Origin of the sequence: Catenibacterium mitsuokai, assembly GCF_025148785.1 — a bacterium.
Classification (GTDB): domain Bacteria; phylum Bacillota_I; class Bacilli_A; order Erysipelotrichales; family Coprobacillaceae; genus Catenibacterium; species Catenibacterium mitsuoka.
In genome coordinates this window covers 1,132,516-1,151,983 of the sequence record NZ_CP102271.1, presented here as the reverse complement: position 1 = coordinate 1,151,983, position 19,468 = coordinate 1,132,516, and the positions used below count along the sequence as shown (strand labels likewise).

General features: G+C 33.7%; 19 protein-coding genes. 1 reads left to right on the top strand and 18 read right to left on the bottom strand.

Features of this window, described 5'->3' with window-relative positions; all coding sequences use genetic code 11:
- Positions 1-7: 7 nt before the first annotated feature.
- The 15 genes from NQ499_RS05740 to NQ499_RS05670 all read right to left on the bottom strand — a co-directional run bounded on the left by NQ499_RS05740 (position 8) and on the right by NQ499_RS05670 (position 13,464).
- Positions 8-703: a glycosyltransferase family 32 protein gene (locus NQ499_RS05740; RefSeq protein ID WP_006505030.1), complete on the bottom strand. Its 696-nt coding sequence runs from the start codon at positions 701-703 to the stop codon at positions 8-10.
- Position 704: 1 nt separating this feature from the next.
- A complete protein-coding gene (locus tag NQ499_RS05735) occupies positions 705-1,517 on the bottom strand; it encodes a glycosyltransferase (RefSeq protein ID WP_006505029.1) in 813 nt (270 codons plus the stop codon).
- 98 nt (positions 1,518-1,615) lie between these two features.
- Positions 1,616-2,719 (bottom strand): EpsG family protein, encoded by a 1,104-nt coding sequence (locus tag NQ499_RS05730; protein ID WP_006505028.1) that lies wholly within the window; start codon positions 2,717-2,719, stop codon positions 1,616-1,618.
- A gap of 15 nt (positions 2,720-2,734) precedes the next feature.
- A complete protein-coding gene (locus NQ499_RS05725) occupies positions 2,735-3,835 on the bottom strand; it encodes a glycosyltransferase family 4 protein (protein ID WP_040389707.1) in 1,101 nt (366 codons plus the stop codon).
- Positions 3,807-4,412, bottom strand: a complete 606-nt coding sequence (locus tag NQ499_RS05720; protein ID WP_006505026.1) for a sugar transferase — start codon at positions 4,410-4,412, stop codon at positions 3,807-3,809. The genes NQ499_RS05725 and NQ499_RS05720 overlap by 29 nt, the downstream gene beginning before the upstream one ends.
- A gap of 3 nt (positions 4,413-4,415) precedes the next feature.
- Positions 4,416-5,837: a CpsD/CapB family tyrosine-protein kinase gene (locus NQ499_RS05715; protein ID WP_006505025.1), complete on the bottom strand. Its 1,422-nt coding sequence runs from the start codon at positions 5,835-5,837 to the stop codon at positions 4,416-4,418.
- A complete protein-coding gene (locus NQ499_RS05710; RefSeq protein WP_006505024.1) occupies positions 5,837-7,228 on the bottom strand; it encodes a CpsD/CapB family tyrosine-protein kinase in 1,392 nt (463 codons plus the stop codon). The genes NQ499_RS05715 and NQ499_RS05710 overlap by 1 nt, the downstream gene beginning before the upstream one ends.
- 11 nt (positions 7,229-7,239) lie before the next feature.
- Positions 7,240-8,067, bottom strand: a complete 828-nt coding sequence (locus NQ499_RS05705) for a hypothetical protein (protein ID WP_006505023.1) — start codon at positions 8,065-8,067, stop codon at positions 7,240-7,242.
- A complete protein-coding gene (locus NQ499_RS05700) occupies positions 8,064-8,783 on the bottom strand; it encodes a tyrosine-protein phosphatase (protein ID WP_040389706.1) in 720 nt (239 codons plus the stop codon). Before NQ499_RS05700 ends, NQ499_RS05705 begins: the two co-directional genes overlap by 4 nt.
- 113 nt (positions 8,784-8,896) lie before the next feature.
- A complete protein-coding gene (locus NQ499_RS05695) occupies positions 8,897-9,325 on the bottom strand; it encodes a S24/S26 family peptidase (RefSeq protein ID WP_006505021.1) in 429 nt (142 codons plus the stop codon).
- Entirely contained in the window at positions 9,322-10,182 is an 861-nt protein-coding gene (locus NQ499_RS05690) for a metallophosphoesterase (RefSeq protein ID WP_006505020.1), read from the bottom strand. Before NQ499_RS05690 ends, NQ499_RS05695 begins: the two co-directional genes overlap by 4 nt.
- The gene (locus NQ499_RS05685; protein WP_006505019.1) at positions 10,179-11,018 is read right to left on the bottom strand and encodes a hypothetical protein; all 840 of its coding nucleotides are present in this window, start codon (positions 11,016-11,018) and stop codon (positions 10,179-10,181) included. Before NQ499_RS05685 ends, NQ499_RS05690 begins: the two co-directional genes overlap by 4 nt.
- Positions 11,019-11,115: 97 nt before the next feature.
- A complete protein-coding gene (locus NQ499_RS05680) occupies positions 11,116-12,234 on the bottom strand; it encodes a radical SAM protein (protein ID WP_006505018.1) in 1,119 nt (372 codons plus the stop codon).
- A gap of 81 nt (positions 12,235-12,315) precedes the next feature.
- A complete protein-coding gene (locus NQ499_RS05675; RefSeq protein ID WP_040389704.1) occupies positions 12,316-12,783 on the bottom strand; it encodes a hypothetical protein in 468 nt (155 codons plus the stop codon).
- Positions 12,784-13,026: 243 nt separating this feature from the next.
- Entirely contained in the window at positions 13,027-13,464 is a 438-nt protein-coding gene (locus NQ499_RS05670; protein ID WP_259848695.1) for a hypothetical protein, read from the bottom strand.
- 318 nt (positions 13,465-13,782) lie between these two features.
- On the opposite strand from NQ499_RS05670, the gene NQ499_RS05665 reads away from it, so the two are divergent.
- Positions 13,783-15,033, top strand: a complete 1,251-nt coding sequence (locus tag NQ499_RS05665) for an IS110 family RNA-guided transposase (protein WP_259848552.1) — start codon at positions 13,783-13,785, stop codon at positions 15,031-15,033.
- A gap of 269 nt (positions 15,034-15,302) precedes the next feature.
- Here the strand turns inward: NQ499_RS05665 and NQ499_RS05660 are convergent, their stop codons facing one another.
- The 3 genes from NQ499_RS05660 to NQ499_RS05650 all read right to left on the bottom strand — a co-directional run bounded on the left by NQ499_RS05660 (position 15,303) and on the right by NQ499_RS05650 (position 19,426).
- Positions 15,303-17,204 (bottom strand): PTS fructose transporter subunit IIABC, encoded by a 1,902-nt coding sequence (locus NQ499_RS05660; protein ID WP_006504569.1) that lies wholly within the window; start codon positions 17,202-17,204, stop codon positions 15,303-15,305.
- A gap of 1 nt (position 17,205) precedes the next feature.
- Positions 17,206-18,120: a 1-phosphofructokinase gene (gene pfkB / locus NQ499_RS05655; protein ID WP_006504570.1), complete on the bottom strand. Its 915-nt coding sequence runs from the start codon at positions 18,118-18,120 to the stop codon at positions 17,206-17,208.
- Between the two features lie 454 nt (positions 18,121-18,574).
- Positions 18,575-19,426: a MurR/RpiR family transcriptional regulator gene (locus NQ499_RS05650; RefSeq protein WP_040389584.1), complete on the bottom strand. Its 852-nt coding sequence runs from the start codon at positions 19,424-19,426 to the stop codon at positions 18,575-18,577.
- Positions 19,427-19,468 lie beyond the last annotated feature (42 nt).

Genomic DNA, 19,468 nt, shown 5'->3' with positions numbered 1-19,468 from the left:
CATTCTCCTATCGTTTCTTTCTAAAAAAATCAGTTCCAAATATTCTATGCAGTGGCTGAGTCAGTTTACTTCTAATAATAGATTTTTTATCCAACCAGCTCTTAGCATACCAATGAATAGAATATGTATTTTTAGTTTTATTCAATCTTCCTGTAGGGTCATCATATGGATTGAAATATTCAGCAGGATATACAGTAAATTCAGGTAATTTCTGTAATTGTCCATTTCTATGTAAGCCAAGTTTAACCAATCCTTCAGTATTTAAAGCTGGACATACTATTACATCTTTAGTACCATCCAATAATTGATCATATTCATCTAACATTGATTTAACAGCAATGCTACCTTTTTCACCACCAAAACCTAACCCGCTAGCAACATAATCATCGTTTTCAAAACCAAAAAAAGCTTTATTATTTAAAAGACCATCAAAAGGTTTAATGATTTCTACATCTAAATCTAAATATATTCCACCTTGTTCATAGACAATCTTTAATCTTGCGTAATCACTTAAAAAAGCAAATTTTTTTTCAATATATACTTTCTTTGTATATTCATTTTGATTCACATCAAAATTATCTTCATTCCATTCAATTATTTCATAATCCGGACAATACTTTTTCCAAGATTTAATGCATTTTTGAGCTTTAGCCGATAGTTCTCCTCTACCAAACCAACAGTAATGAATTATTTTAGGTATCATATTATCTTTTTCTCCTATGGATTAACTGATATAAATTCTCAGGAATCAATAAAGCTATTATTGATTTTAATAATATTACTAGTAAATATGGATAATATCGTAATGGCATTTTTATCATTCTAAATCCAATCCAATGAACATAAAACGCCCTCATTCTAGAAGAAGGTGATCTTCTGAGATATGCGTTGTGATCATCGCGCATTTTATATAGCGGTGTTTGAATATTATATCCATGATATCCTTGTGAATATAATTTATACCACAAATTACAATCTTCATATCTCAATAATCTTTTATCTACAGTATATCCATTCACCCTTAACATTGCTTCCGTTCTAATCATACATGGAGCATGACAATGAACAGGATTATGAAAAACAAAATCTCGAATTGTTGGAATTTCTATCGCTTTGCTTTCTCCCCAATTACCATCTTGATCAAAATATATCATCGGCGTACTTACAATGGCAAATTCTTGATTTTTATCTAAAAAATCTTTTTCAATTTCTAATCTGTTTGGTAGTGATATATCATCACCATCCATTCGAGCTATATATTTGCCTCGTACATATTTTAAACAGTGATTCAGAGTATAATTTAAACCCATATTTTTAGAATTCTTTATGAGAATTATTTTATTAGGATATCTATCCGCATATTCCTTAGCTATTGAATAAGTATTATCACTGGAGCCATCATCACATAATATTAATTCCCAACTTTTACAAGTTTGAGTAATAATAGAATCAATGGCTTCATTTAATGTTCCAGCACAGTTATAGATTCCCATCAAAATTGAAATTTCAATATCCATATAATTTTCCCCTTTTAATCACGCAATCATACACATATAATACATAATTAATTTGCAATCATCATATATTTTTAAAATAAAAAATAAAATTAATAAAACTATATTAAACCCCATGCAAAATGCATCTGATAATAAAAGAATAAGAAATAAAATCCATACATCATTACTTTAACTAAACCAGCTGATTCCTTTTCAAACATATTATTGATTAGCCATGGTAATAAGATATATCCTGTTAAAGATGTGTAAATAGGTAAACGACCAAAATAAATACCTGATGTTACTGCAGATATTGCGTACAAAGCAGTTGTAATAACTGAACAATTGACGCATAAATTAATTAAAGGATCATTTGCCTCATCAATATATCTCTTTCCTACAATCGATAGTAATAAAGGTACTGAATATACAACAACTCTTAAGATGTTTGTTCCTGTTTTATTCTGCATGATTTCATTTGTCATGATATCATTATATTGCGTTTCTTTTAAAGCAGTCTCTAAGAATGAAGTAAATGAATTAACACCTATTAACACTATTAACGTTAATAATATCAAAAACATTGTTGTCTTATTAAATGCTTTACCCTGAATAATAAAGATAATTGGTATCATTATGAGTGCAGTCTGATGAATTGTAGAGAGTAATAAAATTACTACAATTGATTTAAAATATTCCTTTCTGACAATCCATCCAAGACATGCAAATATCCCACATACCGCAATAAACTGTCTCATACCATTATGCATATAAGACAAATAATCAGTAGATACAATAAATAAGAAAATACTCATCCAATAGTCAGATGAATATTTTCTATATGTTTTCATAATACAAAATATTTGAAAAGCCGCAATTGCTAGAAAGAAAACGACGCTAGAACTACTTATAAAAATCTTAAACAAACTATTTAAGACATAAAACCCAGTATCTTTTGTTTGAACTGCTGCATAAGCTGGCAAAGCTGATAATGAATCTGCCGCTGTATAAAAAGACATTCTATAAACTTCAGTATCTCCTATTCCTGCTCTATATCCTGCCCATACAATATAGGGTACTACTAAAAGAAAGGCACTAAACTTACCCCATCTATATTCACTCTTACCTTCTACTGTTACTAATGTTTTAGGTATTACTACATTTAAGAATAGTCCTATGGTTAATAACCATATAAGTAACATCCAATAGTTTCTTAGTACCATTCATTTTCCCCCTTATTAAAGCTTTAATGCATCTATTGTTTCTTTTACTACTTGTTTCTTATCAAACTCACGTTCCATCTTACTTCTACCCTGTTTTCCCATTTCTTCTCTTTGACTAGAAGTGAGATGTAACATATCTTTCATCTTTTCATATAAATCATCCGAATTCTTAACTTCTGTTAAGTATCCTGTCACCTTATCATCCACTGCTTCCTGACAACCTGGAATATGACTTGTAATTAAAGGTCTACCAGTAGAAGCACCTTCTAATAAGACATTACTCATACCTTCATGATAAGAAGGCAATACAATTGCATCACTAGAAGAATAGAATGGTCTAGGATCAGACTGGAACCCATGGAATTTCACAATTCCTAGTTTTTCTAATTCTTCTACCTGATCTTTATATTCATCCTCAAAGAATCCTACTAAATCTAATATAAAAGATTCATTATCTTCTTTAAGTCTTCTAATACTGCTGAATAGTTCATCTATACCCTTTTCCTTCATGATTCTACCTAAATATAAGAAATGAAAGGTATCATTAGAAGGATATGGAACATAGTTAAACTTATCTAAGTTAATACCTGCACCATGTAATACAGTAATGTGATCACGTTTTAAGATATTTCTATTAATGAATTCCTGTGCATTTGTGTCATTTTCAAAGAATACTGTTCTTGCTTTCTTTAATGCCATCTTATAAAGCATAGTGACAAACATCGCAATCTTCTTAGACTGGAATGCAGTACCTAAGCCTTGAACATTGGCACAATAAGGAATACCCATACTTCTACATACTAAACCTGCATAAATATTAGGCTTAATAGAGTAAGTAATCACTAAATCAGGTAATTCTTCTTTCATGAGTCTCTTATACGTATGAAGAAGCTTTAAATCAGTTTTAGGATTCATTCCTCTTCTATCTATAGGTGTATCAATACATTTGATACCCATGGCTTTAAAGTCTTCTTCATGACCTACAAAAGGCATTGAGAGAACAACTTCATGTTCCTTCATTAATGCTTGTATCAGTTCCTTACGGAACTGATATAGCATATAGGAATGATTTGTGATAATCAGTATTTTAGTCTTTGTTAAGAGATCCTGTGCCACCTTCAACCACTCCTTCATGTTTTAGCACAGATGTGATAGTGCCAAAGAAGCACTTAACATCTAATAAGAATCCTAGATGGTCTACATAGTAGCCATCTAGTTTTGCTTTTGTTGTAATTTCTAATTCATCACGTCCATGAATCTGTGCCCAGCCAGTTAAGCCAGGTCTGACATCGTTGGCATGATATTCATCACGTAAGGCAATGAGATCATCCTGATTCCATAAGGCAGGACGAGGACCGATGACAGCCATCTGTCCTAGAAGAATATTGAATAACTGTGGTAATTCATCTAGGGATGTTTTTCTTAAGAAATGTCCTGCCTTTGTAATAAAGGCATCAGGATCATCTAATAAGTGGGTAGGCATATCATGTGGTGTATCTACATACATTGTTCTAAATTTATAGATAGAGAAATAAGTTTTATCCTTCCCAATTCTCTTCTGTTTAAAAAGAACAGGTCCTTTAGAGTCTACTTTAATCCAGATACTTAAGATAATAAGTAAAGGAGATAAGACAATAATGCCACATAGACTCATAAAGAAATCGAGTATTCTTTTAACCCCATTTTTATACATAACTTACCTCTTCCCATAACCATAGCCATAGCCGTATCCATAACCATAGCCATAACCACTCGATGATTCAGTTGTAAAGAATGTGTTCTTGTAACCATTCAATACAGCACCTAGAACATTTGGTAAAGTATCATGTAATTCATCTACAGAATCTAAAATATCAGCTGCAGTAGCATGATCCTGTTTCACTACTACAATAGCACTATCAGCCTGTTTTGCAACTAATAAAGCATCCTGCATCATGAATAGAGGTGGTACATCTAGAATAATATAATCATAATGCTTTCTAAGTTCTTCAATTAAGATAGAAAGTCTAGGTCTTGATAATTCTGTTGCACCATCCATTGAAATATCACTACCAAATATAACATCAATATCATCCATATGAACAATACAATCTTCTAATGAAATAAGTGAATCATTTAAGAAATCTAATGAAGTATGTTTAATATTCGCATACTTCATAGTCTTTTCTACTGAAGGGTTTCTTAAGTCTAAGTCTACAAGACATACTTTATAACCCTTCTGTCCTAATGAAATAGCACTATTGACAGACACTAATGTTTTACCTTCATTAGGTACAGTACTTGTAAACATAAAGACTGACTGATCTTTAGCTTTATGAGCCTGTTCCATCTTAATTCTAATGTTATGGAATGCATGTCTGAATCCAGATTTCATACCTGGAGAATTAAGTAATAGACTTGCACCAGTCTTTTTACGTCTATCATAACCTTCTACAAAAGGAATCTTCGCAATATAATCCATACCAAGGATATTTCTAACATCATGCTTATCTAGAATAGTATTTCTAAAGATAGAGGCAATAATTAAGAATAGAATACCTGCCACAAGACCTAACATACCACCATTCATAGCTGCCTTAATATAGTCTGGATTTGCATCAGGACTCTTAGGCATATTAGGATTATCTAATAATGTGATTGTTACATCGTCCATTACATTCGCTGTTACGTTATCATAGTTATTGACAACACAAGTAGCTACATTATAAGCATCCTTAGGATTACTTGCAGTCACTTTTAGAGTAACGAGGTTTGTTCCTTCAGTCTGAGTTGTAGTAATAGTGGCAGGTACTGACTGCACATGTAATACTTCCTTAATAACATTCTGCATCTCATCACTAGTAAGTAATGAATTGAATGTAGGAATCAATGAATTTGAAGATTCTCCGTTTTTAGAATCTGCATAGTAATAGACATCCTCCTGGCTAGTAGCAGGAACAAATACGGCTTCACTTGTATAAGTTGTATTAAAGAAAAGTACTTCTTTCATTTCAAATGCGAGTATTCCAATCAATAGGAATAATACAACATATTTCCATAAACGGCGGAAAGCACGGAAGAAACGGTCAAAATACTTCATTAAATCTATTTTCTGTACATCTGAACTTGTTTGATCCATTATTCTCCCCCCTTAGTTCTATATCTGTTATATCCATATCTATAACCATAAGTACCACGCATTGTACTTGGTTCATAAGCTCTACTGTTGAATACAATACCTACTACGTTATTCTTAACATAAGTTAAACGTGAAATAGTTTCATTAATCATGTCTTTTTCAGCATAATCCTGTCTTACAATGAATAATGTTGCATCCATCATTTCATTGATAGTCATTGGTTCATTTAATAAGTAAGCAGGGCTGACATCGACAATGACATAATCATATTCTTCTTCTAGTTCTTCTACGATAGCTTTTAAACGATTGCTTCCAGTGAGTTTTTCAGAATTATTTAAATCCTGCTGACAAGGTAATAAGTCTAAACCTGGATGATCTAAAGTAACAACCTGAGACTTCCAATGGGATTTTCCTTCAATCGCATTATTTAAGCTTGTATTTGTCTTTAATTCAAAAATCTTATTTAATGAAGGTTTTCTAAAGTCCATATCGACTAAAATAGTCTTATGACCATTCTTAGCAAGTGCTAAGGCTAAGTTAGCACCTACACTTGATTTACCTTCATTTTCATGAGCACTCGTAATCATGAAAGAAGTATAACCATGTTTCTGACTAGATGCTTCTACTTTACTTCTTAACTTATTAATAGATTCTCTATAAAAGAAACTTGTCTTAAGTGAAGTAATAAGAATAGCTTTTCTGTTCTTCTTGAAAAGATTTCTTTTCTTCTTTTTTTCAAAAGGAATTCTTGCATATAGTCTTGCATTTAGCTTCTGTTTAGCTTCCTTATCACTCTTCACTGTATCTCTAAAGAAGTAATATAAAGCGAGAATAAATACTAATACAGCACCACTTACTAATGCACCCTTCATAAAGTTACCTTTATGACTGTTGTAGTTGACTGGTGCAGTAGAGAAGTTGCTTTCATCTAATATATTGATTGCATATGGGAAATTATAACGCTGTGTACTTCCTGCATACCATTCAGTTAAATACCCAATCGCATAGTAAGCTTCCTTCTTCGTATCTGCAGTCACATTAAAGTTAATAATATTTGCCTGCTGTGTACTAATAGTTGCCGTATATGTAGTAGAAGAGATATCCATCTTCTTCTTTACATAGGCACGCGCATTTTTACTATTCATCAAGTAGTTCAAAGTACTTATATAACTCTGAATCTTATCTAGGTTCTTAAATGTATCTCCCCCACTACCTAATGTAGCAGTCATATTAGAGCCATATTGAGGTACATAGTTGACAGTCTTTACAACATCAAACATACTCCCACAAATAAACATCACTGCAAGAATAAGTACCCATCTATGAAATACATCATCAATAATACAACTTATAACGGTAAGGAGATCTTCATTCTGTTTATTGTTTTCCATATATATCCCCCTTACTGTTCCACAATGACAACAAGTTTAGTTAAACCATAGTCGTCATTGGCTGTCTTTACTCTATAAATAAATTCATACATACCAGGTGTATTAGGATCATAGTCCGTATTAATAGTGACCTGATTCTTTAAGCTAGAATAATCCATCTTATCCATCATAATAGACTGGATATGACTCTTTGCATTCACCTTTGTACCTACTTTAACTCTCATTAAATAAGTATCCAGATTAATTGTCACTGTCTGCTCCTTATTAGTCTGGTACGCCTTTAATGTAAGCTTTGTTTCAGTTCCTGTACTATCACTTACCGCAAACGCAACATAATGATCATCATTCTCTGTATATTCTCTTAATACCTTAACACGAGAACTAATATCACCATCTACACAGCTATAAGCACTCACATAATCACCAAACTGTGCTTTAGAACTAATCCATGAATACACGAGTGCACTATTTAAGTTGATCTGTGGTGCAATATAGTCTTTATACTGGATCTGTCTCGTTACTGTTGTATAGTTATCATCCTTATCAAAGACACCTAAAGTAACGATTCTTGTATTACCTTCTCCAAAAGAACTCATATTCTGTACAAACACTTTCTTAGTAATATCCCCGTCTTCCTTATCAGTGGCCTTAATACCCTTTAATAGTGCTTTGGTTGTCTTCTTCTCATCAGCATTTGCCTTAATCTTTAAAGTACCTGTAGGTACTTTAATGACAGGTGATTCCCCTGTTTGAGGCTTATGGTTATCATAATAAATGAAACCAAAATATAAAGCCGCAATCACTAGGAATATGATTCCGTTTCTGACCTTATTGTTCATACCTTTCCCCCGTTTAATAATTTCTCTGGATTCTCATTGAAGATTCTCTTCGCATAAGAACTACCAAAATAAGTCTTTACCTTCTCAAATGATTCATACATGGCAGGATATCTGTTACGTAAGTTATGTGCATCACTTCCTACTAAATGTATCAATCTTCTATCCAACAAGTCATATACTGTATCTTTGACTATAGAACCATAGTCTCCAAGTATTGACCCTTTATTCATCTGTAGATAGCCACCCATCTCTATAATGCGTGGAGCAAGTTCTGTATTTGTCTGGAATGCTTCAAAACGTTCCGGATGTGCAATAACAGGTATACATCCCTTTTCAAGCACACTCTCTACTGCTTCAAGAATAACATCCTCATTGACATCAAAATAGAATTCTACTAATAAGTATTTTGTATCTGCAAGAGTTGTAATATCCTTGAAATGTTTTTCAAAAGATTCCTTAGAACTATATAAGAACTCACATCCTAAATGTAGTTTAATAGGAATACCTACATCCCATACTATATTCCTAAACTCTTCAAAAAGATTTTCAATCTTTTCTCTAGGATTATCAAAACCATATGCATAGGCAAGATGTGGCGTTAAGATGATTTCTTCTGTACCATCTTTATAAGCCTGATCTAACATCTCTAGACTCATGTCTACACTCTTAGAGCCATCGTCTACGAGAGGAAGAATATGACTATGTATATCAATCATAAGTTCACCCCTTTTTACATTTAGTGAATAGTATAACATCTTTTCACACATTTTGGGAGTTTTGACAACACTTAATGCACGAATAGAGTAAAAATTACACTAAATTCTTATTTTTACTTGTATAATCTCATAATCAGATGCCTGAAAGGTATCAAATGTAGCCAAATCTTCTCAAAAAATACCCACCAGAAGTCTCCTTCAGTAATCTTTTTATCTTTTCTATATACTGTATGTATGATTCCAAACACTTGTTTAGGGTCCACAGGGCCTTCCATATCTGTCTGATTATCACCAATAATATATAACATGCCCTTCTTTATATGATGTATTCTATGCATCACATACTGTCCATTCTCTCTTTGAAAGAAAACGATATCTCCCTTCTTAAATGGTTCAACAGGCTTAGATATTATGACACTATCACGCATATGAATCAAGAAAGGATTCATAGAGCTACCTGTGACAGTAAAACGTACATCTTTACCCTGATTTATTAAATCTATTAATACAGGCATATATTCATTTATATCTACTATCTTCATCTTAATGTGATCTGAACGATTTCTGCTGGATTATTCATCCTTGGCAGCGCTTCTCCAGAACTACTCACCCCTCTTGTAATAATCATATTATTAATACCTAACCTATATAAACCATAATCATACTTAGGAAACCATCCCTGCTCAGGTGCATACAGCCCCTTGCCATTAGGAAGAATAATCTGTCCTCCATGGACATGACCACTTAATATAAGTCCTACATTCCACATATAGGCATCTGCATAAATAAAGGTATCTGGTCTATGACATAACATAATACGATAACTATCTGTTTTATTAAATGTACTTAAGTAACGATAGACATGATTATTATGCATGGACTTTTTACTTATACCCCCATCTTCATTACTGAAGGCATAATCATATATACCACCTACTCTTATACTATTACCTTTCACTGTTATGTCTTCATAACTTTCATCTAAGAAGTGTACACCAATACTTTTAATATTCTCTATCTGGAAAGCATGATGACTATAATACTCTAACTCATGGTTTCCATAACTCATATAGACAGGTGCTATACCCACTAATGAATGTAAGAAATCAAGTGTACTTTGATCACTCTTAGATTCATTATCAATAATATCCCCTACACACATAATCAAATCAGGCTTTAACTTCTTAATCTTATTTATAACCTGTTTCTTAATCTTTGTATGATTATCATGAACATCCGCTATCATGACAATATTAACAGGGCTATGAATCTTATCTGATTTCATTGTGTATTGTGTCACATCAATCGTGTAATAAGACTCATACACTAAATAACCACTTCCTAACACAATACACATACATAACATTACAATACAGCTTATAACCTTCTTCTTCATCATAAGACCTTCTCTAGAGTTTCTACAGCTTCCTTAGAAATAGTACATCCTAGATGATAGAAAGGCACATTGTCTATTAAGTCCTGTAATAAATCCATAGACTTAAGTACACTTCTCTTATCCCATCTATTCACTGTGAGCTGACTATAGGCTTCCTTAAAAGCAGCTATAGGACTTAATTTCTCTATCTTATTTTCTTTTTCCTGAGATAACATTACAACACACTTAATAGGGACATTCTTATTATGACATACACCACTAGACCCACATACAGGCCATCCATGAGCTGTCCATACACCATCATCCTTCATAAGTAATCCCTTATCACCATTCACTACATGGGATCCTTTATATTCTTCCCATAATGTCGCCTGTGTTGTCTTACCTGTACCACTAGGTGCTGAGAATAGAATCGCATAATCCTTATACTGCATATAACTGCAATGAAGCACTAATGCATCCTTCTCTAATAACTTCTTCTCTAAAGAGAAGAAAGAACAGAAGAATGGATCTACATACAATTCTCCTAAAGTATCTTTTAGAATAATAGATCTTGCACTATGAGGTGTTAATTCTTGATAAACCCCATAATACCAATCACTACCCTTAACACCTAGATATCTTGTTTCTAACCCATCACAATCAAGGATTAATAACTCATCCCTTTGAGATACTACTCTTCCTTCTATTTGTGGTAGTGTCTCACTTACTATAAACTCATATGTATATTCAGGTTCTTCCTGACTTTCAAATATCTGAAAGTTAGGAGGAATCTTTATTAACTTCTCATCATAGATCAACTTAAATGTGAAAGTTCCAATCGTATATATACGTTCCATAATTACTCCTTTCTGATAGTTATTGCCATTCTACCATAATATTTTATATATTTGTAGAGAACTTATATATAAGGACAAAAAGAAGTAAGAGTAATTCTTACTTCTCGAAATTCTTCTTCATTCTCTTATATTCTTCATAGAGTGTTTCTGTATAGGTACACATATATTCTGGCTTACCCATATAGCTGCCAGATTCTAATAAATGGCTTGCAGCACATGTACGACAAATAGGCTTTAATTTACATACAGAACATCCAGAATATAATCTGATCTTTGAACACCCATCAGAAACAGTCTCCCAGGCCTGTTTAAAGCCCACCTCAAAGACATTGGCGGTAGGTGCAGTTAAAATAACACATGGATGCATTTCACCCTGCCAGTTTACTGTATAAGAACATCTTCCAGCCAGACATTCCATTTGTCCTTCCTGTTCTTCACCAATCACTCTATCTTCTACTAATTTAAGCTGTTTATTCACATACTCTTCGACATGATCAATAGAATCAATCTTATCTAGATTATGAGCGAAAGTAAGAGCTGCATCTTCTGGTGCAAGTCTTGCCTGTTGATTATAAGGTAACTTTCTTTCACGTGTTGCAGGAAGCATATATGTATCAAATGAGATTGGAATATCCATATCAGTGACCATCTTTAATACATCTCCTGCATCCTTCTGGTTATTCTTTGCAAGAGAGAAACCTACTCTTACAGGAATATCTGCTTCCTGTAACATCTTAATAGAATTCATAACCTTATCATAACCATTCTTATAATGACATAATCTTTCATATGTCTCATTACTAGAGCCATATAAAGTAATATTAATACGTCTAGGCGTATGTTGTTTAAAGAATTCTACCCATGATTCATCTATGAGTGTCGCATTCGTATTGATCGTAATAACAATACCCATCTTTTTAAGACCTAAATAGATTTCTTTAAAATCAGGATGTAGTAATGGTTCTCCACCAGTAAGTAATAAGAATAGTGTTCCATTCTCTACCATTTGTTTCCCTATTTCTAACCATTCTTTACCTGTATGAATTCTTCCTCCTGCTTCTTCTAATTGTTTATGAGTTAAATGAACATAACACATATCACAGTTCATATTGCATAGAGGTAATAGTTCTATACTACCGTTGGCAGGTGATTTCACACTTGCAGCCTTATGAATAAGCATCCTTTCGACGGTATTGGCATCTTCCATTGGTTCCATATAATTCTCCCCTTCATTCCAAAATAAAAAAGCTTACTGAAATATTAATATATTTCATAAGCTTTTTCAATGTTTTATAGTTTAAGATCTATTTGGATGTGTTGGATCAAATTTTGTGAATTTATTAATTTTAGCTAATCCATAATGCTTATATACGTCTCCGTTTGCATCACTCTTCCATGATGCTTTGTAAATACCACCAACAGCGAATTTACTTCCATCATAGTTCCCAACATTTGAATCTACATAAGAGTTCATATCATCCACTTTGCTACCGATTTTGATGTTATAAATTGTATGTGGATTGAATCCGCTTTCCATTCCAGTACCGGCAGTTATATCAGCATTACCTGGTATAACACATTCAGATAAATGCCAAAGTCCTGAATCATCACGTTTAGGCTGCCAACCATCATCTACATGATTCTTATCTTGACCTGGAATAGCGCAAAAAAGAGTCGCATTATAGCTACCGCATGATGATTCTGCAACTGCAGCATCAGCCATAAGATCTTCCTGGATTGCGCTAGGTGTTAACCATTTCTTCATATTTATTTTCCCCCTTCCATTTAGATGTTCTGTTCTTCTTTCGACAGACAAGTGATATTTTAACATACCACATACTTTTTACAATATTTTTTCATTGTTAAATGTTACTTTTTTGAAACATTTTTAATAAGACCATCATCAGTGTTATAAACCAAGGAAAATTCTTATAATCATATACAATCCTATTATCTTCATCTATCAAATAAAAAAAGGTAGCTTTCACTACCTTCAATACTTCATATATTAAGATCTAAGTGGATGACCAACAGAATCATCTACTGCATATCCCATATGATGATAATCTAATCCTATATAATTACTTGTCCAAATTGCAGGATATCTACCATCTGCAGCTGGATGTGCTTTATCAATTCTGATATTTGAAACCTGAGCAGCATTACCACCTGATTCTTTAAATACGCCTGTATCTTCATTATAACGCGCAGGTAAAGAACAGTTAGAATTATGCTTTTCTTCCCAACGGAAAGATTGTTCTCCCCAAATTGAGTGGATTGAACCTCTATCTTTAACTTTAGATTCTGTAATAAATGAATTAGATGAACCATCTTCAGTATAAGGATCCTTGCCAGGTAATGTACAAACTAAGCTATAACATACGCTGACATTAGAGTTCGCTGTAAACTGTTCTTCTACAACTACAGGTCTTGTCCATTTTTTCATATTTTCCTCCATTTCCCCGCACCTTCGTTGCGCGGACACAAATATATAACCAAACTCAAATCCACCAAAACTCTAGTGTGCCTCTCGATATAATAGTATAATCAAAGAGAGGTGGTATACTACAGAGCACGTAGGGGTGAGTAGGCAATTCTACTTAAATAGAATATCCTGAATATTTATAAGTCGCCGCTATCTTTTCAAGCACAAATAAGTTGGACTTAGAGCCAGGACACTTATGATTGTACAATCAACTGAGTGATTAGCTTAGATAGCAGTCAATGCCACTTCTCTTCTTTCAATGAAAGGAGAGATTTTTTTATGAAGATTGTTAGACCAATCTGCTGTGGCATGGATGTTCACAAGAATATCATTGTGGCTACAATCGGTATTACTAATAAGAAAACTCGTATTACTGAATACATCCAAGAAACGTTTTCAACTTTAAACCATGATTTACTGAATCTTAAACAGTGGCTCATTAATCACAAATGCTTTGATGCATGCATGGAATCTACTGGTAAATATTGGATTCCAATTTTCAACATCTTAGAAGATGAAATCAATATTTACTTAACTCATCCAAAATATGTCAAAGCAATTAAAGGAAAGAAAACTGACAAGAAAGATTCAAAATGGATCTGTGATTTATTTAAACATGATCTAATCAAATTTTCTTTTATACCACCCAAAGAAATAAGAGCTTTACGAGAAATATCTCGCTATCGCTATAAATTGGTTGGGATGCGTTCCTCTGAACGTAATCGATATCAGAACTGTATGACAGTTTCCAATATCGGTATTGGTTCTGTATTTTCAGATCCGTTTGGAAAGTCTGCACAAGCAATCATGAAAGAAGTACTTGAGTCAGATATCATTGAAGATGAGAAAATTTTGAAATGTATCCATAGATCGTGTAAAAATAAAGATAAGATTCTAGATTCCATTAAACACTGCAATATTGAAACTGATCAAAGGTTTAAAATGAATGAGTCAATGACTCATATGGAAGAATTACAAGTCCATATTGATAACTGTGAAATCGAAATGATGAAACGTGCAGCACCAATGTTCGATCAATTCATGCACATCACCCAACTACCAGGCATCAGCACTTTATCTGCAATCCTTATTATTTCAGAAATCGGAGTAGATATGAAACAATTCGAATCAGATAAACAACTAACCTGTTGGGCTGGATTAGCACCTGCAAATAACGAAAGTGCTAATAAGAAAAAATCAGTTCGTATTTCTAAAGCAGGTCAATATTTAAAACCTTTATTAGTTCAGTGTGCTCTTGGAGCAATCAAAGATAAGGAGGGCTATTTTGGAATTAAGTATTCTCGTATCAAAAAGAGACGAGGTCACAAGAAAGCCATTATCGCAATTGCAAGAATGATGCTTGTCAGTATATACCATATGATTCTTACTGGAGAGACATTTAATCCTTCAGATTATGAATCATTTAGAAATCCTAATCCACCTATAAAGCAACAAGATTTAACAGAAGAATCAGCAATTGAGTTTCTTAAGAAATCAGGTTTTGACGTTTCTAAATTAACTAAACCATAATATTCAATTATTCTATTTTTTCTAAATTATTCAAACTTGTTTTTAAGTTTGTCTTTTTTTATACGTTTAGATTGATTTTTGTTTCACACTTGTTTTCCCCCTTTCTTCGATATTATGTCTTTTTTTAGAAAGACAAATGAAATTCTACCATACCCCCATCTTTTTACAACATCTTTTCATTATTCATTACACTTTTCTGTAACATTTTTTACATTTTACCCATTATTGTATAATAAAAAGTGCCAGTTTTACCTGACACTTCATAATCACTATTTAGCTTTCTTTAATGCAGAAAGAATTAAGCATCCTACTACTGAACCTGCTGCAATAGCAAGTAAGTATAATGGCCAGTTGCTTACAGTTGCGATAACGAATACACCACCATGAGGTGCTCTTAACTGACAATTGAATGCGACTGATAAACCACCAGCGACTGCTGAACCAATAACGCATGATGGAATAACATGGATTGGGTCATTGGCTGCAAATGGAATAGCACCTTCAGAAATGAAAGATAATCCCATGATATAGTTTACTAAACCAGCATTTCTTTCGTCTTCAGTCCACTTATTCTTGAAGAATGTAGTAGATAAAGCGATTGCTAGAGGAGGTACCATACCACCAGCCATGACAGCTGCCATTAAGATATAGTTACCACTTGCAAGTAAACCAGTTGCTGTTACATAAGCAGCCTTGTTGAATGGACCACCCATATCGATAGACATCATACCACCAGCTACAACACCAAGAATAATACCATAGTTACCTAAACCGCTTAAGAAGTTAGTTAAAGCCTGGTTAATGATAGACATTAATGGGTTGATGGCACTTGCAAATACAGCCATACAGAATACACCAAGTAATGGGTATAAAAGAATAGGTTTAACACCATCTAATGATTTTGGTAAGCCTTTAAATAACTTCTTTAAGAATAGAATGATATAACCAGCTACGAAACCATATAATAATGCTCCTAAGAAACCTGGAGTTGCAGCAACTTTTGCAGCACTAGGATCTAAGAAAGTTGCACCAGATTTTGCAAGTAAACCACCTGCGAAACCTACAGCTAAACCTGGACGGTCCGCAATAGACATTGCGATGAATCCAGAAAGAATTGGTAACATCATACCAAATGATACGTTACCCATGTTATTGAACCAAGCAGCAAGAGGAGTTGATGAACCAAACTTAGCCCCTGCGCTCTTATCATCTACTAAGAATGAGATAGCAATCATGATACCACCAGCTACAACGAATGGTAACATATGAGATACACCATTCATTAAGTGCTTATAGAAGCTTCTACCAGCACTTTCACCTGAAGCAGCTGCTTCTTTAGCATCTGCACTTGCATGATAGATTGGTGCTTCACCGTTTTCAATCTTATTGATTAATTCTTCAGGATGACGGATACCTTCAGTAACAGGTACTGTAAGAACTGGCTTACCATCAAAACGAGCCATTTCTACATTCTTATCTGCTGCAACAATGATACCATCACATGCTGCGATTTCATCTGCAGTTAATGCATTTCCGATACCTTCAGAACCGTTTGTTTCAGCTTTTAGTGGTACACCAAGCTTTTCACCTGCTTTAGTTAAGTTTTCTGCAGCCATGAATGTATGCGCAATACCTGTAGGACATGCAGTAACAGCTAATACTTTATAACCAGTAACTACTGGTGCAGCTGCTTCTGCAGCTTCTTCAGCATCTTTTTCTGCTTCCTTCTTATCAATCATGCTTAAGAATTCTTCTGGAGTCTTCGCATTTAATAGATCCTTTCGGAAAGCTTCATCCATTAATAATGCTGATAGTTTAGCTAATGCCTGTAAATGAGTGCTTCCACCATCTGCAGGTGCCGCAATCATAAAGAATAAATGAGCAGGCTGACCATCTAATGATTCATAGTCTACACCATCAGGCACAGTCATTGCTGCTAACCCTGGAGCTTTAACGGCTGCTACCTGTGCGTGAGGAATAGCAATTCCTTCACCAATACCAGTAGAAGTTAATGCTTCACGTGCTAAGATACCTTCTTTGTATGCATCTTTGTCTGAAATCTTGCCAGTTGCACACATCAAGTCAACAAGTTTGTTAATTGCTTCTTCTTTTGAACCTACAGAGACACCAAGTTCAATGCCCTTTAAGTCCAATAACTCAGTAATTTTCATGTTATTCTCCTTTCAATTGTGCGAGACATTCATCAATGAAGTCTCTTTTTGCTAATGAATATGAGAAAGCAGTTGCTCCACCACATGCTGTACCTAAAGCCAATGCTTCATCATAATCCCCATTATTAAGATAACCAGCTACAAAACCAGCTACCATTGAATCACCAGCACCAACAGAATTCTTTACTGTACCCTTACATACACCTAAACGATGTGTATTACCGTTTTCATCTACTAATAAAGAACCATCACCTGCAAGTGAAATCAAGACATTACGTGCACCCATTTTCTGTAGCTTATTCGCATACATAACTAGATCTTCTTCAGTTTCTAGTTTTACATCAAAGATTTCTTCGATTTCATGATTGTTTGGCTTAATTAAGAATGGATGATAAGCCAATACATTCACTAGTAACTGTCCAGTTGCATCAACGACAAATAAGATACCTTTGTTCTGTAATCTTTCTAGAATTTCTTCATAGATTCTAGGACTGATGCACTTAGGAATAGAACCAGAAAGGACAAGAACATCTCCTTCTTTTAATGTATCAAGCTTTTCAAAGAGCTTTGCTACATCTTCATCAGTGATCATAGGTCCCATACCATTGATTTCTGTTTCTTCATCACTACGCATCTTCACGTTGATACGTGACATACCTTTTTCAACCTTTATGAAATCAGTATTGATATCATACTCACTCTTCGCACGACGTACAATTTCATCACCAGTAAAACCTGCTACAAACCCTAGAGCCTGAGATTCATAACCAAGTTCCTTAAGGATGGCTGAAACATTAATACCCTTACCTCCGCAGAAGATATGTTCTTCACATACTCTGTTGACGATTCCCTTCTGGAAATGATCAACTGTGATAACATAATCTAATGCTGGATTAAATGTAATTGTGTAAATCATTTACATGGTCTCCTTTTTCTGTAAAAATATTTTTTTCCGACTTCATTATATTATGTAAAGGTTTTCTTTGTCAATATGTTTCACGTAAATATTTTACGCAATTATAAAATTGATAAAAACAAAAAAGTATGACGATTAGATGCAAAAACATCATTGTCATACTATATGTGTTATCGGTTCCTAAATATCTTAGACTCATTAGTCTACTAGAGTATCATTTTCTTTTCCCTTAATACCCTTATTCTTATAATCTTAACAAAGATTATAGTCCTCATTTACTATTTACTCAATGATAGATTATTCGTTGTTTGTTAACAGTTAAATACGATTTTTTTAAACGATATTCGGCTTTTTGTTATTTTGCCGAATTTTAATTAAATTATAGCTATTATACGTTCACGAGTCGCTCACATCATACAAAAACAGACAGCCATCTAGACTGTCCATCCTGTTATTATCTTTTATCTACCGCAAACATTTCTTCACACTTGATCATGGATTTATGTGAGTTTTCTATCATTTCTGTCAAGAACAAGAAGATAATCTCTATTACTGTACTTGCTGATACTCTAGAGAAACAGAATTCATCGAGGAAAAGTTTTTCACGTGTGGCAGTTGTTATATGATATTGTACTTCTTCACCAATCGCTGAGTGAGGACTATTAGTAATACCTATTGTCATTGCTTTATTGTTGTTTGCGATTTTAACTGCTTCTAATACTTTATCGGATTCTCCTGAGTTACTAATGGCTATTAAGACATCTCCCTTACCTAAAGTAAAAGAGTAAGAGAGCTGAGTTTCCCAGATCGTTCCTGCAGTTGTTGGTATACCTAATTCATTGAACTTAAAAGCTGCATCAATGGCTACAGGAATCGTATTTCCTACTGCTATCACCTGCACTCTAGAGGCATCTCTAATACCCTCTAGAATCTCTCTAAATTCGTCTGTGTTAATAAGATTGACTGTCTGTTTGAGTTCAGTAATCTTATTTGCGAGAATATTCTGTAAAGACTGTGGAATATTATCCACAGAAATATCATTAGATACTTCTCCACTCTTATGCGTATCTACAAGTTCCTGAGCTAAAGATATTTTTAATTGGGCAAAACCTTTTAAACCCACCTTACGACAAAATCTTGATACAGACGCAATAGACACATCACTTATTTCTGCAAGTTCAGATACAGTCATATCGACTACTTTTTTAGGATTATTAAGTATGAACTTCGCAATCTTCTTTTCTGCATCAAATAATTGATCATAAAGGACAGTAATGCAATCTAATACGCTTTGTGACTGATTCATTTGATTTTCTCCCTTCATAATGAAATTCCTTACATTGTCATG